The organism is Myxococcus vastator (assembly GCF_010894475.1).
Lineage (GTDB): Bacteria > Myxococcota > Myxococcia > Myxococcales > Myxococcaceae > Myxococcus > Myxococcus vastator.
On sequence record NZ_JAAIYB010000106.1, the window covers coordinates 1 to 20,589 of the forward strand.

Genomic DNA, 20,589 nt, shown 5'->3' on the forward strand with positions numbered 1-20,589 from the left:
CCGACGCGCGCGGGTACTTGCTCATCGCCCCCAGCGTCGCCGCCGTGTAGCGCAGGCCGCCCCGCCGCTCCCGCGACTGGAGCCGGTTGAGGATGCGAAACCCCTGCGCGTTGCCCTCGAAGGACTCCAGGTCCTTCCACTGCGCCATCGTCTCGAACGGGCTCGGCCGTCCATCTGGAGGCACCAGTCGCTGTGACACCCAATGCTGGATGGCCGCCTCGCCCGAGTGTCCGAAGGGCGGATTGCCAATGTCATGCGCCAGGCAGGCCGCCGCGACAATCGTGCCCAGATGCGAGGGATTCACTTTCACGTCACGCGCCAGCAACCCACGCCCAGCGAGCGCGCCCAGCGAGCGCCCGACACAGGAAGCCTCGATGCTGTGAGTCAAGCGCGTGCGCGTGTAGTCGCTCGTGGACAGCGGAAACACCTGCGTCTTGTCGTGCAGGCAGCGGAACTCCGCGGAGAAGACGATGCGGTCATAGTCCCGGTCGTAGTCGGTCCGCTCGTCCTGGAGCAGCGCGTCCATGTCGCTCAGGGCGGGCGCTGGCGCCTCCGCCTGCTTCTTCTCCGAGCCCACCCGGTAACCTGAAAGAAGCCGCCGCCAACACTCGGTTCGCCTGCTGCTGCTCACGCCTGCCTCGCTGTGCGAAGGGACCCGGGGAGGCATGCTGCTCCCCTCACGCACCGAGGCAAGTTTTACCAGCCGGGCGGACGGGCCCCCGTCACCCGTCCCACCAGACACCGCGCCGCTGGACGAAGGCGCGGCCCCCGGGCAGCCTCCCGCCCGGCGAACACCGCCACGCTACCGGAGGCGTCCTCACGTATGAAGCTCAAGGCCCTGTGCATCACCGTGTCGCTACTCACCCTTCCCGGCGTGGCCTCCGCGCAGGGAGGGTTCGGCTCCCTCACCAAGGCCGCGGGCAATGCCGGCAAGTCCGCCGTGGAGAAGCGCGTCAACACCAAGCTGATGAACGAGGGCCGGCAGAACCAGTGCAGCTTCAAGACGGGCACCGCCACGCTCGAAGCCGGCTGCGACGCCAAGCTCAAGAAGCTGACCAACGCGCTCGTCGACGCCAAGAAGCAGCTCGTCGCCGCCGGCCTGAAGTCCTACAAGTTCGAGGTCTCCGGACACACCGACTCCACCGGTGACGCGGCCAAGAACAAGAAGCTCAGCGAGCAGCGCGCGGAGACCATCGTCAAGGAGCTCATCGCGCGCGGCATCCCCCGGAGCGAAATCATCGCCGTGGGCTTCGGCTCCGAGAAGCCGCTGGTGAAGCCCGACGACACCGCCGCCAAGAAGGCGAAGAACCGCCGCTACGAGCTCCAGGTCCGGCTGTAGCCTCAGCCCACGCGGGCCCCCGCGGGCGCGTCCACCTCGTCCCGCGGCGCCGTCCGGGCCTCGGGGATGAAGGTCATCGCGCGCTCGGCCAGCGCCGTAATCGTGAGTGACGGATTGACGCCCGGGTTGGCGGAGATGGCGGAGCCGTCCACCACGTACAACCCCTCATGGCCGAAGACGCGGTGCCGCGAGTCGATGACGCCCGTCTCCGCCGAGTCCCCCATGCAGCAGCCGCCCAGGATGTGCGCCGTCGTCGGGATGCCCAGCAACGTCTCACTGAGGATGGTCATCGGATAGCCATCCAGCTTGTCCGCCACGCGCCGGGCCAGGTCGAAGGCCTCCGGCATGTTGGCGCTCGGCGCCGGGCCCTCCTGGAGCGCCGTGCTCAGCCCCAGCCTCCGCGAGCGCTTCATGCGCAGGTGCCCCTCCAGGGTGCGCATGTAGAGCAGAATCATCGTCCGCCGCGCGAAGTCCGGGACGAACCACGCCTTGAGGAAGCGCAGCGGATGGCGGACCAGCAGGCCCACCAACCGCGCGAAGCGCTGGAGCATCGTGGCGCCAGACACCTGCGGCGCCATCAGCAACCGGAAGAAGCCCGAGCCCGCCGAGTAGCGCACCGGCTCCAGGTGGGACTGGGCGTCGGTGTGCAGGATGGAGCCGATGGCGATGCCCCGTGACAAGTCCTGCCCCTTGCGGCCGCTCACCACCCCCACGAGCGCCTCGGAGTTGGTGCGCACGCCGTCTCCCAGCCGGTCCGACAGGCGCGGCAGTCCGTCCGGGCGCGCCTTCAACTTGAGCAGCAGGTCCAGGGTGCCCAGCACGCCCCCCGCGAAGACGACCTGCTTCGCGGTGAAGCGCACCTTCTTCCGGAAGAAGCGCCGCGCCCCCTGCAGCGCTTCGACTTCGTAGCCTCCCTCCGGCAGCGGTCGCACCCAGGTGACCTCGGTGTCCGCGTGCAGCGTGAGGCCGCGCCGCTCCGCCAGGTGAAGGTAGTTCTTGTCGAGCGTGTTCTTCGCGTCGAAGCGACACCCCAGCATGCACCCGCCGCACGCGTTGCAGCCCGTTCGGTCCGGTCCCTCACCGTTGAAGTACGGGTCCTTCACGGTGACACCCGGCTCGCCGAAATACACGGCCACGGTGGTGGGCTGGAAGTCCGTGCGGCCCAGGTCCGCGCCCACGTCCTGGAGCACCTGGTCTGGCACGGTGCGCAGTGGATTCGGCGTGGCGCCCAGCATCCTCCGCGCGGTGGTGTAGTGCGGCGCCAGCTCCTCCTTCCACGCGGCGAGGTGCCCCCACGAGGTGGCCTGGAAGAAGTCGTCCCGGGGGATGGGGAGCGTGTTGGCGTACACCAGCGAGCCGCCGCCCACGCCCACGCCCGACAGCACGGTGACGTGGCGGAAGAAGGTCATCTCGAACAGGCCCCGCCACCCCAGCAGGGGCTTCCAGAACCAGCGCTTCAGCTCCCAGTTCGTCTTCGGGAAGTCCGGGGCGCGCAAGCGCCGCCCCTTCTCCAGCACCACGACGCGGTAGCCCTTCTCGGTCAGCCGCAGCGCGCTGACGCTGCCGCCGAACCCCGAGCCGATGATGAGCCAGTCGCAGTCCATGGCCGTCCTGCCTCCCCTTGGCCGCCACTCTACGACAAAGGGATGCGTCAGCCCGGCGCGGAGATTCAGGCGGTGCGGGGAACGAAGCGCCTGCCCGCCCAGCCCGCCTTCACCCCGGGTCTGTCTTCTTTCCAACACTCCAAACCACCCACAGAAAGCCTTTATTTCTCGAAAAGCAGAGGCTCCTCCCCGCAGCCCGACCCCCGTGCTGCGACGCAACGCCGTGCCCCTGGAGGAGCAATGCGGATGAAGACCTGGATGCCGGTCTCGCTGTTGCTGCTGAGTGCCCCGCTGGCCCTTGCCGAGCCGCTCAAGGCAAAGCCAGACGACAAGACTGTCTGGATTGCGATTGGAACGGACGCCATCGCGCCCATGCAGGAGACCTTCGCGGCCGAAGGCTGGAACGTGCCCACCGCCCTCACGCAGCAGGAGCACGCGGGCGTGTTCCAGTTGAAGGAGTCCCAGCTGTCGCGGCTGGCGGTGATGATGCACGAGAAGTTCGACCGGTGCGCGGGCTTCATCACCTACGAGACGCAGGAAGAAGCACTGGCGTCCCTGGCGCCCGTGTCCCCCCAGGCGACCCAGAAGGCCGTCAGCTACACCCTGACCAACGCGGCGACCGTGAACTCGCTGATGGGTGCGCTCTCGGCCTCGAACATCCGCACCACCATCGCCGAGCTGTCCGCCTTCCCCACGCGCAGCCAGACCTCTCAAGGTGGCGTGGACGCCGCGGCCCTGCTCCTGACGAAGTGGCGGGGCTACGTCACCGGCGCGGGGCGCACGGACGTCACCGTGGCGTACTACCCGCACACGGGCTGGCGGCAGCCCTCGGTCATCCTCACCATCCCCGGCACCACGCTGCCCAACGAGGTCGTCGTGGTGGGCGGCCACCTGGACTCCATCAGCTCCACCAGCGCCGCGCCCGGCGCCGATGACGACGCGTCCGGCATCGCGACGTTCACCGAGGTCATCCGCGCCGCCATGGCCCGCGGCTACCGGCCCCAGCGCACGGTGAAGTTCATGGCCTACGCCGCGGAGGAGACGGGCCTGCGCGGCTCCCGTGAAATCGCCCTCTGGCACAAGAACAACAACGTCAACGTCGTGGGGGTGATGCAGCTCGACATGACGAACTTCAAGCACCCCAACGCCACCTCGGATGTGGGCATCGTCACCGACAACACGAACTCCGCCCAGAACCAGTTCATCCGAAACCTGATAACGACGTACGTCGGCGTGCCGTACACCAATACGACGTGCGGCTACGGGTGCTCGGACCACGCCTCCTGGCACAACCAGGGCTTCGCGGCCTCCATCCCCTTCGAGGGGACCGTCGTCCAGAAGAACCCCAACATCCACACCTCGCGGGACACCCTGGCGAACTCCGACAGCACCGCCGCGCACGCGCTCAAGTTCTCCAAGCTCGCCGCCGCCTACGTCGCCGAGCTGGCCAAGGGCGGCATGCCGTAGCCCCTGAAGGCCCCGGGGCCCTGGCGCGAGACATGCGCCGGGGCCCCACACCTGCATCGCCAGTTTTAGCGGGATTACAACTTTGGTCGCATCTGGACTAGCCTGCGTGCAATGGGCTTGATTCAGAATCCACCGCTGAGCCACGTATCCCTTCGTCGCGTCCTGGCGCTGGCTCGTCCCGAGTGGAGACTGCTCTTGCTCGGGACGTGCTTCCTCTTCATTGGGAGCGCGGGAGGCCTGCTCTTTCCACAGGCCATCCGGGTCATCCTTGACGAAGCCCTGACGACCGCCACGATTGACCGGGTGAATGACACCACCCTGTGGATGCTGGGGGTGTGTCTCATCCAGTCGGTGGCCATCGGGCTGCGCTTCGCCTTCTTCAACCTCGCGGGTGAGCGCATTGTCAGCAACCTGCGGGAGCGGCTGTATCGCAGCTTGCTGGAGCAGGAGCTCGCCTTCTTCGACCAGCACCGCACGGGCGGTCTCACCAGTCGGCTGTCCACGGACACCGCCCTCATCCAGGGCGCCGTCAGTACGCACATCGCCATCATGCTCCGCAACGCGACCACGTTGTTTGGCGGGCTGGCGCTGCTGTTCTACACCTCGCCCCGGTTGACGCTCGTCATGCTGGCGGTCGTCCCCCCCGTGACGCTGGGGGCGCTCTTCTACGGCCGCAAGGCCCGGCAGCTCTCACGAGACGCCCAGGCCGCGGTGGCGGAGGCCAATGAAGTCGCCGCCGAGTCCCTCTATGGCATCCAGACTGTCCAAGCCTTCGTCGCCGAAGACGCGGAGCGCCGGAGCTATGGCCGCGCCATCAACAAGGCCCTGGCGCTGGCGCGCACGAGAATCGTCTCCTCGGGCTACTTCATGGGCGGGACGGGCTTCACCGGCCTGGCTTCGACCCTGCTCGTCTTCTGGTATGGCACGCACATGGTGGTCTCGGGCGGCATCACGGTGGGCGGACTGACCTCCTTCCTGATGTACACGCTGATGGTCGTCATGGCCGTCAGCGCCCTGAGCGAGCTGTGGGCGGAGTTCATGAAGGCTGGCGGCGCCACCGAGCGCGTCTTCGAGCTCATCGACCGTACGCCCGCCATCTCCGTCAACGGCGGCGAGCGGCCCGCGCACATGGAAGGCCACCTGCGCTTCCGCGACGTCAGCTTCAGCTACCCCACGCGCCAGGACGTGCCCGTCCTCAAAGGCCTGGACCTGGACGTCGCCCCCGGTGAGGTCGTGGCGCTGGTGGGTCACTCGGGCGCGGGCAAGTCGACCATCGCCTCGCTGCTGATGCGCTTCTACGATCCGGACCAGGGGGCCCTCCTCGTTGACGGGGCGGACCTGCGAACGCTCGACGTCCGCTGGCTCCGTCAGAACATCGGCATCGTGTCGCAGGAGCCCACGCTCTTCTCGGGCAGCATCGCCGACAACATCCGCTACGGACGCACCGACGCCACCGATGAGGAAGTGGAGGCCGCGGCCCGCATCGCCAACGCCCACGACTTCGTGTGCAAGTTTCCAGAGGGCTACCGCACGCGCGTCGGCGAGCGGGGCATCCAGCTCTCGGGGGGGCAGAAGCAGCGCGTCGCCATTGCCCGCGCGGTCCTCAAGGATCCGCGGCTGCTCATCCTGGACGAAGCCACCAGCGCGCTGGACTCCGAAAGCGAGCACCTGGTCAAGGAGGCCCTGGACCGGCTCATGGTGGGCCGCACCACCCTCATCATCGCCCACCGCCTGTCCACCGTGGCGGGCGTCGACCGCATCTTCGTGCTGGACCAGGGCCGCGTCGTCCAGCACGGGAGCCACGACGCGCTCATCACCCAGGACGGGCTCTACAAGCGCCTCGTGGAGCGGCAGTTCATCGCCGCCTGAGCCTCACTGCTCGCGCATGGCCATGCTGGGCGGGACGCGCGCGGCGCGCCAGGCGGGCACGTAGCCCGCCACCAACGCCACGAAGAGCAGCACGAACGCCGTCCCGGCGAAGATGAGCGGGTCCGCGGGGCTGACCTGGAAGAGCAGCTTCGACAGGCCACGCGCCAGGAGCAGCGCCAGCACCGAGCCGATGACGACCCCCAGCCCGGCGAGCCGCAGCGCCTGGCTCAGAATCAACCAGAAGATGCTCACCTCCCGCGCGCCCAGCGCCATGCGCACGCCAATCTCCGTCCGCCGCTGGGTGACGGAGTAGGCCATGATGCCGTAGACGCCCCCGGCGGCCAGCAGCAGCGCCACCCCCGCGAAGATTCCCAGCAGCGCGGCGAGCAGGTGCCGGGAGCCGAACGACTCCGCGATGAGCGCCTCCAGCGGCCGTGGCGACGGCGGCGGCTGCTCGGGGTCCAACGAGGCCATTGCCTCACGCAAGGCCAGCCCCAGCGACGGCACCGCCACGCCCGTCCCCCCCACGGCCACCATCATCACCATGGCGTCACGTGGGGCCTGGGCCAGCGGCAGGTAGAACTCCGGCACGGAGGAGCTCACCTGCCCGCGCCACAGCGCCCGGACGTCGCCCACCACGCCAATGACCTCCCACGGCTCCGCGCCGCCCGTGAAGAAGCGCTTGCCCAGCGGCGACGCTCCGGGCCAGAAGCGCCGCGCCAGGGCCGAGTTGATCATCGCGACCCGGGGGGCCTCCGCCACGTCCAGCGCATTGAAGTCGCGCCCCTCGTGCAAGGGGATGCCCATGGTCCGGAAGTAGCCTGGGGAGATGACGCGCTGACTGGCCTCGGGCAGCTGCCCGGGCGGCGGCTTTGGCTGACCCGCCACATAGATGTTCGAGCTCTGGCTGCGACGGCTGATGGGCGGCAGGCTGGCCGCGGAGACGGCCTGGGCTCCCGGAATGGAGGACAGCCGCTCCTGCAGCGAATGGAAGAAGCGCGCCTGGTCGGCATCCGTCGGATACCGGGTCTCCGGCAGCGTCACGTCGAAGTAGAACACGCGCTCGGCGGCGAAGCCGGGGGAGGTCCCCTGGAGCTGGTAGAGGCTGCGGAGCATCAGGCTCGCGCCGACGACCAGCATCAAGGCCAGGGCCACCTCCGCCGTCACCAGGGCGGAGCGGATGCTCTTTCGTCCCGCCGTGGCGCCCGCCCCCTCCCGCATCGCCTCCAGCGGGTCCTGCCGCGACATCTGGAACGCGGGCGCCAGACCGAACAGCACCCCGGTGATGGCGGACAGCCCGACACAGAACAGCAGCGCCCCTCCATCCACCTGGATGGATTGCCACCCGGGCAGGCGCTCCGCCAATCCGGGCGGCAGCATGGTGGCAATCATGTGCGTGCCCCACAGCGCGCCCAGGATTCCCAAGCCCCCTCCCAGGAGCGACAGCAGGACGCTTTCAGTCAAGGCCTGGACCATCAGGCGCGTCGGGCTCGCCCCGAGCGCCCCCCGAATGGCCAGCTCCTTGCGCCGGGCCGCCGCGCGCGCCAGCAGCAGGCTCGCGACATTCGCGCAGCCAATCAGCAACACGAAGCCCACCGCGCCCGCCAGGGTGATGAGCAGCGGCCTCAAGGGCCCCAGGTAGGCCTCGCGCACGGACGTCAGCCGCACGGTGCGCTCCGAATCCGTGTCGGGGTACCGTTCGGCCAGCTGCCCCGCGAGCCTCCGCAGGGCGTCCTCCGCCATCGCCACGGAGAAGCCCGTCTTGAGGCGGCCCACCACCCGCACCTTCCGGTCCCCTCGGGCGTCCAGCTCCGCCTGCGTCGGCGCGAGCGGCACCCAGGCCTCGGCGCCAGGCGGGAAGTCGAAGCTCTTCGGCATCACGCCCACGACCGTGTAGGGCGCACCATCCAGCGTCACGGACTCACCCAGCACGGAGGGCGCGCCACCAAACCGGCGCCGCCACAACCCGTCCGACAGCACCACCACCGCCTCGCCCCCCACGCGGTCCTCTTCCGCGGAGAACGCCCTGCCCAGCGAGGGCCTCGCCTCCAGCGCGGGGAACAGCGCCGCGCCGACCCGGAACGCCTGGAGCCGCTCCGGCTGCAGCGCGCCGCCCAGGTTCAAGCTCCGCGGGACAATCCCCGCCACGTGCTCGAAGACCCCCGCCTGCTCGCTCCAGTCCGCCAGCGTCGCCAGCGACGTCTCGCTCCGCTCGACCCCCGCCTTGGGAAGCGAGTCCCAGACCATCACCAGGCGCTCCTCGTGCGGAAAGCGCATGGGCTGGAGCCAGATGGAGTTGACGACACTGAATATCGCCGTGCTCGCGCCAATCCCCAGCGCCAGCGTCAACATCGCGACCAGGGTGAACGTCGGGCTCTTGAGCAACAGCCTGACGCCGAACCGGATGTCCTGACGAAGTGTATCCATGACCCTCTCGCGCAGCAGCATGCCACGCGGCGTGTGCTCCGGCGAAGCGCATCTCCGCATCTCCACGAAGGTCCGGACAGGCGCGCGAGAACACCCAAGTCCGTGAAATTTCAAAACTGGCAGACATTTCATCAAAAACATGTCTGCGCCTGGACTTTCGTTCCAGGTTCGCCGTACTCTTGGAGATCCGAGCCGCAGGCACCATCTGGCGTCAGGCTCGGCACGTGCGGCGATAAATCCGTGCCACGCGTGTGGTTTGATTCACCCCCTGGAGTCCCTCATGGTTGAGAGCAACATCGTTCTGAAGCCCGAGGTGGTGACGTTCAAGCAGCTGGACCCCGCGAAGGTTGACGCGCTCCGCGGCCAGCTGAGCATGATCCTGGGTCGTGGCGAGTTCCCCATGATGTCCGCGCGCGCGGTCATCAAGGAGCCGCAGGATCACACCAGCCATACGTCTGACGGCTGGTTCTAGCAGGTTTCTGCTCCCCGGCGCCCATCCTGGGGTGCCGGGGAGCAGGTTGTCTTGACGCAAGGACTCCCCCTCCATGCAGCAGGAACTTCGCTCGGCCCAGGCCCCCGTCGTGTTTCACCTGAATGGGATTGGAGACCGGCTCCTCGCCCTTCCCGCCCTGCGAGCCCTGAGTCAGCTCTACCCGGGTCGAATCAGACTGGTGGGGGCACCCGGTGATTCAAGCCTGTTCTTCTATCAAGAGCTCGGGCTCATGAAGATTCACGAGGTGCGGGCGACGACGCAGGGCACGGAGCGAAGCATCGACGCGGAGGCGCTCCGGCAGGCCGTTGGGACTTGCGACTTGTTTCTGTGTTTCAACACCTGGCACGCGACGGGCGTCTCGGAGCTGCTCGAGGGGTTCCCGGCGGCCACTGAAACAGTGGGCCTGTATCGCCGCTACAAGCACTGGGTCCGCGGCGAGGAGTCCCAGCACGCCTTGGACCGGCTCTTCGCGCTGGCCCAGCGGCTGGTCCCCACCCTGCGGCTGGAGGACTTCGCCCAGGCCCCCGTGCTGACGGCCGAGGCCACCGCGGCGGCCAGGAACTTTCGCGACAGCGTCCCCGCGGGGGCCCGGGTGCTCGCGCTCCACACGGAGACAGGCTCCCGGAAGCAGTGGCCCGTCGCCCGCTACCGCGCCGTGCTGGATGCCTTCCTCGAACGTCATCCCGAATGGCTGGTCCTCAACGTGGACTTCGGCGCCACGGCGCTGGAGCCCATGGTGCATGGAGGCCGGGTGCTGGCCGCTCAAGGCGCCTCACTCGATATGGCCATGGCGCTGCTCGGCGCGTGTGATGGCTTCCTCGGAATCGACTCCTGCATGCTGCACGCGGCGGACTTCTTCCGGCTCCCCTCCGTGGGCCTGTTCGGGACGACGTCTCCCCTCCAGTGGGGGTTCCGGCTCACCCCGGCCTTCCGCGAGCTCACGGGGAACGGGAGCATGGACGACATCACCGAGGACGCGGTCCTCGGCGCGCTCACGGACCTCGCGGCCGGCCTGCTGCGGCCCGCCTGAGCGGGGCCGCCCTCAGCCCGCGCTTCAGCCGCTCTGCACGCTCAGCAACGGCGGCACGGCCTGCGCGGAAGCCTCCGCCGGCAGGCCATTGGCCATCTCCACCAGGGCGGCGTCCATTCCAGGCATCATCCGCAACAGGGGGATGGGGTCCTCCACGAGCTTGCGCATGACCCACTCCACGACCGCCAACGTCTGCAGGCACTCCTCGGACGCATGGGGGCGCGGCGTTGCGTCCCCGGTCCGGGCGTAGTCGAGCACCGGCAGCACGCCACAGTAGGGATTGAAGGCGCACTCGCGGCACTGCGGGTCGCGATCTCGCAGCGACAGGTTCATGGACCGGAACGTGGCCTTGTCGCGGATGAGCGCGTCGTAGGTCGTCCCCTTGACGTTGCCCAACCCGAACTCCGAGCGCATCGAGCGGGCTTCGTCCGACGGCAGGATTTCGCCGTCATGGTCATAGGTGATGGCCGAACCGAAGTCCCCCACCGGGTTGCGCCAGTCCACGAAGCCCGTATCCGTCGTCTGGAGAATCTTGGCCAGGACGACACGGACCACGCGCTCGGAGTAGTTCTCGTTCTCCTGGCGGTTCTTCTCGTAGATGTAGTCGAGCGCGTCCAGGTAGTAGCGGAGGAAGTCCTGGATGTCGAAGGGCAGCTTCTCCTTGCGGGCGTTCCCCAGGGCCTTGAGCTTCAGGATGGCGAGGTCCTTGAACCCCTGCGCATGATAGAAGTCGATGGTGCGCTTCAGCTCCTTGGCGTTGGAGGCCCCCACCACGCACAGGGGTGACGCGCTGAGCACCCTGGGATATCGGTCGCGGAAGTAGGTCAGCCGCTCCATGACCTTGCGGAAGCTGCCCGCCCCGCTCCGCGTGACTCGGAATGAGTCGTGAATGTCCTCGGGGCCGTTCAACGAATACGACACGTTGATGCGGTTCTCCATGCAGTACGCGATGTGCTCGTCGGTGGCGACCATGAGGTTGCTCACCACGGAGAAGCGCAGCCGCTTGCCCACGGCTTCGTTCTGCCTGCGCGCCTCCGCGACGAAGTACTTCATGCCCTCGAAGTTCAAGAAGGGCTCGCCGCCCTGGAACTCGAACCCCAGGAAGGGGGCTGGAGAGCCGAGCGCGAAGCGGATGATGGCATCCGCGACATCTGGCTGCATGTCGAAGTGCTTGGCGTCCGCGGAGATGTTCTCCGGGTTCATGTGGCAGTAGGTGCAGTTGAGATTGCACCGCTTGGACAGCACGACGATGTGGAGCCCCGGCCCCGCGTAGGTCCGGTCATGCCAGCGCTTGAGGTCCTCCATCACTCGCGAGGAGTTCTGCGCGGTGATGAGGTGGCTGGTCTGCTCGAGCCGCGCGAACAGGGCCTCATCCATGGAGATTTCGTCGAGCTGGGCATTCTCCGCGCCCGACAGCAGCTGCATGGCGCCCGTCCGGGACAGCCGCACGAAGTGGTCGGGGCCCACCTGCTTCGCGGGGAAGAAGTTGGGCAGCCACTCGTCGCGATAGCGCAACCCTGGAACCCTCATGAAGCACCTCCGGCATGCTGGGAATAGTGGGCCGCGAGCACTGCCGCCTCGCGCCAGTCCATGTATGTCTCTGCGTCATTCACCACGGGGCCGCTGGCGGCCACCCGTGAGAAGTGCTGCTTCATCCAGGCCTCGAAGGCCTGGTCCATGTCCGCATCCGCGACCCGCTCGATGAGCGGGTGCTGCTCAGCCAGGGCCCGCGCCATCTGCGCGAGGAGCACGCGCCCTTCGGGCGTGGGACGCTCGAAGTCCACGAGGGTCCGGAAGGAGAGCAGGTTGCAGCGGTGTGACTTGAGCAACTGGAAGCGCCACTCCCGCTGCTTGAACTCGGGCCTGTCCAGCGCCAGCAGCCGGAGCCGGTTCACCGCGAGGAAGGAGTGCAGGCCCAGGTGCAGGCCGCGGAGGGGGCGCGGGTCGGTGCGGTAGGCGGAGACGAACTCGGGACGTGCGTCGTCCCACCGCCCGAAGACGCGCGCGTCGAGCAGCAGGTACATGCGCTCGTGTTGCAGCTCATGGACCAGGTCCTCCGCGTGCTCCAGGCCGTGGGCCACGCGCGTGAGGAAGATGGGCGTGCCCGCCCCATAGGAGGACGAGCAACGCACGCTCCGGTTCTCCGGGCCCCCCATGTCGACGAGCGCGGGCAGCAGCACGCGGGCCCAGTCGAGCACCTCGGGCCACAGCTCCCCAAGAATGTGGAAGGCCTCCTCCGCGCTGCGCGGCAGGGGCATGGGCCGCCAGGTGCCCGTGCTCCCATCATCCGGGATGCCCGCCTGGTCTCTCCGGCCGGTGATGCCGAGCATCTCGCTGTCGTCCAACACCGGGACGTTCCACGTCTGAGACCAGGGGAGCGGCTGGAGGCTCACGGGCGCATCCCCCGTCAACGGCAGGGGGAGCCGCAGCCCGGGGCCAGCGTGCCCCTCGGCGGAGAGCAGGCACTCCGCGCCAGAGAAGCGCCACACGAGGCGCCCCTCGCCGGGGACGCGCACGTCGAGCCGCTCACCCCGAGGCAGGCAATAGAGGGTCCGCGGCGTCACGAAGGAGGCTTCGCCGTGGGTGACCTCTCCCCGCAGCCGCTGGATGATGAGCAGGGACGCGAGGTTGCCCAGCAAGCGCTGGAGCAGGTCGGGCCTGACGACGGCGGGCCCCAGCAAGCGGCCGAGCAGCACCGTCGTACTCCAGTGCTCCAGGAACTCACGCGCCAGCGCCGGCGCGCGCTCGACGAGCTCGAACGTCTCGGAGAGGAGGGACTGGAGCTCCGGGGCGCAGTCCCCCAGCTTCCCGAGCCGCTCCGGCTGCTGGACCCAGCCCATGAGCAAGTCGAGCTGCCCCATCCGCTGCGCCTGCAACAGCTCCCGCGCCGAGGCCTCCGCTTCGGGGGACAACGGCGTCGGGAAGGTGAAGGCCTCTTGGAATTGCATCAGTGACTCCAGTCGAGCACCAACGGCGACTCGTGCGTCAGGTGGGACAGGAACGTGAAGATGGCCGACCGGACGTCGTCGTGAGGCAGGGAGAGGGCCGCGCTCACGTCGCCGACCATCTCGGCGACCGTGCGGCCGTCGCATTGCTCCAGCAGGAGCACCTCGAGCGTCGACAGCGGCTGATAGCGGATGCCCGCCGGGCTCGCGTAGCAAAGCACCTCGGACGTCTCCGGCGACAACGGGCGCGCGTCCAGCAGCCGCGCCAGGTCTTGCGTGACGCGCAGGTGGTAGGGCCCCAACACCGGGCGGCGCTGGAGGAGGCTGTCACGCAGGACCGACAGGTGGCTCGAGCGAAGCGTCTCGGTGCGCTCGTCCCGGCGGGCCAGCTCCTTCATCCGGCGCGACATGCACTGAAGGTGGAACAGGCCCCGGTCCATCCACTGGCAGGCCGCCAGGTCCTCCCGCAGCGACTCCGCGAGCTCCGGCTCGCCTTGGAGCAGCGCCTCGACAGCGGCGAAGTAGCCAGCGTCCATGTCGGCGGGCTCCGAGATTCTCGACGGGAGGAGCGAGACCAGCCGCGCCGCGAGCTCGAAGGCCTTGCCCTCCACGAGGCAGCGGAGCGTCCGGGGCACCAGGACCGCCGCGGGGGTCTTGTTGACGGACGACTGGCAACGCTCCAGCAGGGAGCGCAGGTCGCGAGTGGAGGCGCGCACCACCTCCCGGATGGACTCGAACGGCTCCAGCCAACGCGCGAGGTCGGTGTTGTCGCCCCATCCCCAACGCTGAATGGGCTTGCTGGGGTGATAGCCCGTGAAGAAGGTCGTCAACAGGGCCTGGGGACGCCGCGGCCCCCGCGCCGGTTCGAAACGACGGCCGGGCTGCAGCAGCGCGCAACGCGCCAGTTCGTGCTTGTCGTAGGCGAGCCGATACGGGGGCTTCCAGGGCAGGAGCGCCGAGTCATGAGCGCGCGTCACCGCGGCGGCCATCCAATGCGCCCGGTCAACCGGATAACGCTCCAGGCGGTCTTCCCTCGGCCGCCCCGCCATGGACAGCGTGCCCCCGCAGGTCGCGATGCGCGCTGGCTTCAACCAGTCGCAGAACGCGAGCGCGCCCACGGAGTCCATCTGATTCCAGAACCCCTGCCACTGGACCGAGGCCCCCGTGGGGACGAAGGCGACATCAATCCGCCCCCGGAAGGCCTCCAGCGCTTCGCGAGTCCGGGGCGAATCCGTCACGTCCACCGCGTCCAGCGCCAGCACTTCCGGCGTCTCCACCAGCAGGGCACATTGCTCCTCGCCCTCCCCGGAACACTGCGCGGGGAGGATGTGGATGCGCACGTCCTGGGCCAGCTCGACGACGTCCCCCTCCAGGAAGGGATGGAGATTGCGGAAGCCCAGCGCCGTGAGAATCGCGCGAGCGCTCGACTCGGGCGCCGCGCCCGGCTTCGGCTTGTCGAGGAAGTAGAGGGGGACGTCCTCGCGGAGCCCCAACAGGCTGGGAGGATGGAGATGGTCGTCGTGCGCGTGGGAGAAGAAGACCGCGTCCACCGATGACAGGTCATCGAAGAACCACGCGGGGCACGCAGGCTGTCGGAACTCCAGCTCCCGCAGCACCAGCACCGGATCGATGAGAACCCTCAGTGGACCGCGGTGAATGGCAAAAGAAGTGTGGCCCAGGTGCTCGATAAAAGTCTGCACAGCATGCCTGTTCTGAATATTCAGAATTCAACGTATCAATTCGTATCCCCGAGCGTCAATCCATGCTCCGGAATGACGGATCAGCGCGTCCTGAGGCGCTCGGACGTACGGTGCGTGGCCAGATAGGCCTTGGCTTCAATCAGCGGTGCCCCCGTCAAGCCCAGCTTGACGTGCGCGAGCCGCTTGTCGAAGACGCTCTCGCGCACGGCCGAGCCATCGGGCAGGTTGACTTGCGTCCGCCCGGGCCAGGCAAGCAACGCGTCACGCCGTGAGGGTGCACAGAGCCCCCGCTTCACGAGCTCGTCGAGCAGCAGTTGCCACCGGGGCTCCTCGGCGGGCTGCGCGCGCCCCTGAAACGAGCACTCGAGCCCCAGCGTCGGCAGCAACCGGGGCGCCAGGTCCAGGTTGAGCATGAAGCGATTGACGCCGAGCGGGAGGAGCCACGCGAGGCAGTCCCGCAGCTGCTGGAAGTCTCCCGGCCACGCCACGGCCTCCAGGTACGACACCATGCGCTCCGGAGGCACGTTCTTGAGCGTGAAGCGCAGGTTCTTGCTGCGCCGAGACATCATCACACAGGCCGCATAGAGGTGGGCGCCAGCAGGCAGTGCCTCGATGCAGACGTCCATCTCCCGCTGGAGCTCCGGCGTGAGCGGCGCGTCGTCCCCACGCAAGAGCGGGAGCCCCGCGTGGAGTGTCGCGCGGTAGGTGTCCGACTTCTGCCGATGCAGCGCTTCGTTGACGGCGACGGGCTGGTCCCGGGTGCAGAGAAACACGATGGGCAGCGGCGGCGAGGCGACTGGCGCATCCAGGTCGAACTCCAGCCAGAACGCGTCGACCTCCCTGTCGAGCAGCCCGCCCGGCTCGGCCCACCCTTTCGCGAAGTCGCGGATGCGCCGCCACTCGGGCGCGGCGAACAATGGCGCTGGGAGTTCGGCGTGGGGATGCCTGCCAGCGAGCAGCGCCTGACCGTCGTGTTTGATACCCAGGATGAAGTCCACCCGCGGCGCCCCGTCCAGCAGCCGGACCTCGAAGCCCCCATCGCCCTCCAGCGCCGCGGGCAGCCATTCGCCCAGCTCGCGCAGGCGGGCCCGCGACTCGGGTGCGAACAACGCGGGCGGATAGTCATCATCGAAGGCGGCCAGCGTCTCCTTCCAGGTGCCCGGCCGAGACGGGAGCGTACCGGGGAGGAAGTTGTCGGTCCGGTCCGCCGCGATGCGGGCGATTCGGAGGTAACGAACGAGCGCTTCGACACACAGCGCCGCCGATGCTTCAAGCGAGCCATGGACGACGTCCCCGGCTTCGTACAGCGGGGCCACCGGCCAGAGTCCTTCCTCGCTTTGCCCGCTCAGTAGCAGGGACGCCATGCCATCCAACGTCCGCTCGAAGAGGTTGACGTCCGTGGGCCGCCCCAGGTTCATCAGGGCGCTCATGGCGAGGGCGACATTCACCGCCCCCCGCACCTCCCCCTTCTCCCAGAGCGAAATGAGCTCATCCCGGAGGGGGACCGCGAGCTGCCAGTGGTCACCCGCGCGTCGTACCCAGCGCGTCAGCAGGTAGCCCAGCAGGAGCGGCGAAGCCGCGGCAGCGGGCGGGCCGCGCACGCACGACAGAAGCCCCCGGGTCCGAAGCTGCTCGGCAACGAACGCGGCACGGCCCGGAAGTGACCGCCCTTCGTGCGCCGCCAGGAGCAGGAGGTCCGCGTGGGTGACGACGTCCCCGTCAGGAGGGGCGCCCTCGCTGGCGACAGTTCCCGACTCGGGCCCTGTGTTTCCATGCCCTCGCGCGGCGTCTCGGGACAGGAGCGCATCGAGCGCCGGGGACGGCTCCAGCGGGATGTTCCATTGTTTCAAGGCCACCAGCGCGCGGGCCGACTCGCCCGCCCCCGGCAGCTTCGAATCAGGAGAGAAGCGCCAGCAGCCCGTCGCATCGCGGCTGGAGAGCAGCCGCCGCACGCAGGCCTCCACCTGCGCACGCCCATTCCCCTCACACTCGGCCAGCGCGAGGAGGACCAGCGTCGCCGCCGCCGGGGAGTCTACCGGATGAACCCCCGCTCCCGTGGCGGCCAGCAGCTCCGCGACGGGAAGCTGCTCCAGTGCGGCGACCGCCGCGCCAATCGCGCCATCCAGCATCTCTGCCGAGGGCCGGATCGGCTCTCCTGGAATCTCAACAGACACGGGCTTCCTCCGAGCGACGCTGGCGAATGGACGCAAAGCGTGCCCGAGCGTGAAGCGCAGGGCAATCACCTCTCCAGGTAAATGGATGAAATCAATTTAGACCCCCACTCCATGTAAAAATGGCGAACTGATACACTCGCGACGCCACCTCCTCCACCCGGCAACGAAGGCCCGAAGCCCCGGCGCGAGACACGCACCGGGGCTCCCGGCGGGACTACGTGTCCGCCAGCATGAACGCGATGCGATTCGAGCGGGCGGAGGCGGGATAGCCGCCCGCCGTCGCCGCGGTGATGTAGCCGGCGAGGTTGGGGAACACGTACTCGCGCTCGGCGGCTGTCGACAGGCCCAGCCAGCGCGCCAGCGAATGGGCGTACTGGTCCACCGACAGGGTGGGAATCCAGCGACCGCGCGAGTCCGTGGTGTCCAGGTTGTTCACGCCGTTGGAGGCCAGGTCCAGGTCCGGGTACGTGCCGTACAGCCGGCCGCCCTGGACGCGCTCGCCAAGGACGATGGCGTGGCCGCCCCAGGCGTGGTCCGTGCCCCGGTCCGAGTTCTCCACCATCGTCCGGCTGAAGTCGCTCATGGTGAAGAGCGTGGCTTGCGGCGGGGCGGCACCAAACGCCCCCGACGAACGCAGCAGCGCCACCGCCTGGTAGAAGGCGTCCAGCGCGAAGTCGAGCTGGGTGAGCAGCGCGTTGTGCGTCGGCAGCTGCCCCACGTGCGTGTCGAAGCCGCCCAGGCCCACCGAGAACTCCTGGCGCCTCAGGCCCAGGCCGCCCAGGGCCGTGGCAGTCGCCCCCGCGACGAGGTCCCGCAGCACCTGGTAGAGCTGCGTGAGCAGCGTCCAGTTGGTGCCGCCCGGGGGCGGGACGAACAGCGCGTCGATGGCGACACGCGTGGCTTCCGGGAGCGCGGCCCACGCCGCCTCGCGCGCCGCGGCGCGGGCCGTGGCGAAGGTCTGCGCCTGCGTGAAGATGCCGCCGTAGGACGCCTCCAGCGTGACGCCGTTCGTGTGCCCCATCACGTCGGCGAGCGCCTGCGTCTGGAGCGCGTTGAAGTCGGCGTCGGACGTCTGGCGGAACGCGAGCGTGCCGCTGGGCGACACCATCATCGGCTGGCGCACGGCCCCCGCGGCGAACAGCGGCTTGCCGCCGAAGGAGACCACCTCCGGATACTCACCCGGGTTGAGGCCGTGGAGCTTGTCCGCCGTCCGGCCACCCCACCCCGTCGTCTTGCCGACCAGCTCGAAGGGCACCGGCGCGGTGGAGGGATTGGCGATGGCGCTGGCCCACGCGTCCTGCTGGTCGCTGTGGGAGTACAGGTTGTCCGGCCGGGCGGTGGCGCCGTTGGTGTAGTCCGCCTTGCGCATGGGGACCACCAGCGGCCCCACGTTGCACACGAGCGCGGCGCGCTGCTGGCCGAACAGCGCCTGCACCTTCTTGAGCGCGGGGTGCAGCCCGTAGGAGTTGGCGGCCTGCCCCGCCGGGCTGATGGGCAGCAGGTCCGCCAGGGGGATGCCGATGTTCGGCCGCGCCGCGCTGTACTGCGCGTAGGGCGTGGCGCCGCGCGGCACCAGGAGGTTGTTGGCGTCATTGCCTCCCAGCAGGAACACGCTGACGGCGGCGCGGTAGCCCGCGTAACCGCCGAGGGTGGCGGCTTCGGCCTCGCCCACCAGCCAGCGAGGCAGCGCGGACGACGCGGCGAGCAGGCCCAGTCCGCTGGACGTACCACGAAGAAACTGTCGTCTCGAGAAGGACATGGGCTACCTCTGAACCTGGAACTCGGGGGAGAGCGACGTGAGATAGACGGCCAGCTTCCGCTTGCGCGTCGAGTTCCCCACGCGTGAATCGGTGATGGCGTTGAAGACGGTGAGCTGGAGGTCCGAGGACATCGTCTGGTGGAGCCAGTAGCGGCCCAGCCACACCGTCAGCTCATTCGAGTCCGCCGGGAGCGCGCTCACGTCCACCAGGACGCCCGCGTTGGCTGGCGTGGTCGAATACAGCAGCTCATGCACGAAGTTGGCGCGCGCCGTGATGGTGGCCGTGTCGAGGATGGCGAACTCGGGACCGAGCAGGCCGTTGCCCCCCGGCGCAGGCGCGTTGGGCGGGTAGTAGCTGAAGACGGACGGCGGCCGGGGCACGGCCTGGCCCATGGCGCTGCTCCAGGAAGCCAGCTTCGCGCCCGGGTCCTTGGTGCCGCCCACCGTGTCCAGCGTGCCGTTGAGCCAGCGAACCAGGGTGGTGACGAACAGCGCGGGCGGGCGCAGGTGGCCATAGCTGGCGGACTGCGTCGCGGGGGCCTGGGGGCCGCGCGCGTCGACGTCCTCCAGAATCGCGCGGACCACGGCGCGCAAATCGCCGCGCACGCCGCTGCCGTTGTCCTTGAAGACGTTCACCACGCGCCGGACATAGGCCGGACGCGGGTTGCTGGTGACCAGGTGCTGGATGAGCTGCTTGCAGATGAACGGCGGCACGTTCGGGTCCGCGAAGACGTTGTCCAGCGCCTGCTTCAGGTGCGCCGCCGCGCCGCCACCGGCCGTGGTGGACACGCCGCGCAGCAGCACGCGTGACGTCGAGTCGTGATTCACGTTGCAGCCAATCATCTTCTGCGCGTAGCTGGCCGGGTTCGAGCGCCCCACCGTCGGGCAGCCGGTGTCGCTGGCATACGTCCACCCGGAGAGCGCATGGGCGAAGGCCTGGACGTGCGCCTCCGTGTACGCGGGAATCGGCGCGCCCTGCGCGTCCACCTTCTCCGTGCCGTCATCGTTGAGCTTGTGGAGCCCCAGCGTGAAGAGCTGGAGCATCTCCCGCGCGTAGTTCTCGTTGGGCGCGACGGCCTGGCCGTTCGTCTTGAAGGCCTTGTTGTTCGCCATGTCCAGGTACGTGCCCATGGCGGGGTCCAGCGTCATCGCCTCCAGCAGCGTGCGGAAGTTGCCGAAGGCGTTCGTGGACAGCCGGTTGAGATAGCCGGCCATGGCCAGCTTCGGCTCCGACTCCGGCGTGGACATCAGGTTGGGGATGCCCGACTGAGAGACGACGAAAATCTGGCTCAGCGCGAACGCCACGCGCTGCCGCAGCTGGTCACTCCCCTGGATGGCGTTCGTGAAGAACTGGGAGCCAATGTCCCGCGTCCCCAGCGCGCCGCTGTAGGTGGAGCGCGGGGCGCTGAGCTGCGCGGTGATGGCGTCGGTGATGCCCTGCGCCACCACATACTCCACCGAGTCGATGGGCAGGGGGCTCGCTCCGGCCGCGAGCTTCGGTCCGAAGGTGGCCTGTTCGAGGAAGCGGACGGCATTCGCCTCGGAGGGAGTGTCCAGTGGCTCGGCGGCCTGCGCCTGCTGACCGAGCACTTCGCTCTCCACGACCTCCGGGGGACTGTCTTCCGGTGCGCACGCGGTCGCGCACACGACGATGGCTAGTCCTCAGACTGCGCGAAGTTAAGGCATGAGCCGCTGGTTGTATGAGGGGGTGGCTCATGAAGCCCACGGCAAGGAAGCAGGCGGCGCCCATCAAGTTGAAGTTGAAGGCGGAGGACCGCCGAC

The 20,589-nt window shown here is 68.8% G+C and carries 14 protein-coding genes; 5 read left to right on the forward strand and 9 right to left on the reverse strand.

Going from position 1 to position 20,589, the window contains the following annotated elements:
* Nucleotides 1-577: dGTP triphosphohydrolase (dgt, locus tag G4D87_RS13285; RefSeq protein WP_163782431.1), on the reverse strand; the 577-nt coding region annotated here is incomplete at its 3' end.
* A 246-nt stretch (nt 578-823) separates the two neighbouring features.
* On the opposite strand from dgt, the gene G4D87_RS13290 reads away from it, so the two are divergent.
* Complete coding sequence (locus G4D87_RS13290; protein WP_163782432.1) at nt 824-1,339, forward strand: OmpA family protein; 516 nt, start codon at nt 824-826, stop codon at nt 1,337-1,339.
* Between the two features lie 2 nt (nt 1,340-1,341).
* On the opposite strand, the gene G4D87_RS13295 is transcribed toward G4D87_RS13290, so the two are convergent.
* Nucleotides 1,342-2,943 carry a GMC family oxidoreductase gene (locus tag G4D87_RS13295; RefSeq protein ID WP_163782433.1) on the reverse strand — a complete coding sequence of 534 codons (1,602 nt, stop codon included), beginning with the start codon at nt 2,941-2,943 and terminating at the stop codon, nt 1,342-1,344.
* A 246-nt stretch (nt 2,944-3,189) separates the two neighbouring features.
* On the opposite strand from G4D87_RS13295, the gene G4D87_RS13300 reads away from it, so the two are divergent.
* A complete protein-coding gene (locus G4D87_RS13300) occupies nt 3,190-4,410 on the forward strand; it encodes a M20/M25/M40 family metallo-hydrolase (RefSeq protein WP_163782434.1) in 1,221 nt (406 codons plus the stop codon).
* A gap of 111 nt (nt 4,411-4,521) precedes the next feature.
* Nucleotides 4,522-6,279 (forward strand): ABC transporter ATP-binding protein, encoded by a 1,758-nt coding sequence (locus G4D87_RS13305; protein WP_163782435.1) that lies wholly within the window; start codon nt 4,522-4,524, stop codon nt 6,277-6,279.
* Between the two features lie 3 nt (nt 6,280-6,282).
* Here the strand turns inward: G4D87_RS13305 and G4D87_RS13310 are convergent, their stop codons facing one another.
* The gene (locus tag G4D87_RS13310) at nt 6,283-8,706 is read right to left on the reverse strand and encodes an ABC transporter permease (protein ID WP_163782436.1); all 2,424 of its coding nucleotides are present in this window, start codon (nt 8,704-8,706) and stop codon (nt 6,283-6,285) included.
* 280 nt (nt 8,707-8,986) lie between these two features.
* Here G4D87_RS13310 and G4D87_RS13315 point away from each other — a divergent pair, with 280 nt between their 5' ends.
* Both G4D87_RS13315 and G4D87_RS13320 read left to right on the forward strand, forming a co-directional pair.
* Nucleotides 8,987-9,178, forward strand: coding sequence for a hypothetical protein (locus G4D87_RS13315; protein WP_217917400.1), 192 nt, complete (start codon nt 8,987-8,989; stop codon nt 9,176-9,178).
* Nucleotides 9,179-9,251: 73 nt separating this feature from the next.
* A complete protein-coding gene (locus tag G4D87_RS13320; RefSeq protein WP_163782437.1) occupies nt 9,252-10,229 on the forward strand; it encodes a glycosyltransferase family 9 protein in 978 nt (325 codons plus the stop codon).
* Nucleotides 10,230-10,253: 24 nt separating this feature from the next.
* Here the strand turns inward: G4D87_RS13320 and G4D87_RS13325 are convergent, their stop codons facing one another.
* The 6 genes from G4D87_RS13325 to G4D87_RS13350 all read right to left on the reverse strand — a co-directional run bounded on the left by G4D87_RS13325 (nt 10,254) and on the right by G4D87_RS13350 (nt 20,454).
* Nucleotides 10,254-11,759 carry a radical SAM protein gene (locus tag G4D87_RS13325; protein WP_163782438.1) on the reverse strand — a complete coding sequence of 502 codons (1,506 nt, stop codon included), beginning with the start codon at nt 11,757-11,759 and terminating at the stop codon, nt 10,254-10,256.
* A complete protein-coding gene (locus tag G4D87_RS13330; protein ID WP_163782439.1) occupies nt 11,756-13,177 on the reverse strand; it encodes an aKG-HExxH-type peptide beta-hydroxylase in 1,422 nt (473 codons plus the stop codon). The genes G4D87_RS13325 and G4D87_RS13330 overlap by 4 nt, the downstream gene beginning before the upstream one ends.
* A complete protein-coding gene (locus G4D87_RS13335; RefSeq protein WP_163782440.1) occupies nt 13,177-14,874 on the reverse strand; it encodes an MBL fold metallo-hydrolase in 1,698 nt (565 codons plus the stop codon). Before G4D87_RS13335 ends, G4D87_RS13330 begins: the two co-directional genes overlap by 1 nt.
* 80 nt (nt 14,875-14,954) lie before the next feature.
* A complete protein-coding gene (locus G4D87_RS13340; protein WP_240358242.1) occupies nt 14,955-17,048 on the reverse strand; it encodes a hypothetical protein in 2,094 nt (697 codons plus the stop codon).
* Nucleotides 17,049-17,262: 214 nt separating this feature from the next.
* Nucleotides 17,263-18,807 (reverse strand): DUF1501 domain-containing protein, encoded by a 1,545-nt coding sequence (locus G4D87_RS13345; protein ID WP_163782441.1) that lies wholly within the window; start codon nt 18,805-18,807, stop codon nt 17,263-17,265.
* A 3-nt stretch (nt 18,808-18,810) separates the two neighbouring features.
* A complete protein-coding gene (locus G4D87_RS13350) occupies nt 18,811-20,454 on the reverse strand; it encodes a DUF1800 domain-containing protein (protein WP_240358243.1) in 1,644 nt (547 codons plus the stop codon).
* Nucleotides 20,455-20,589: the final 135 nt, after the last annotated feature.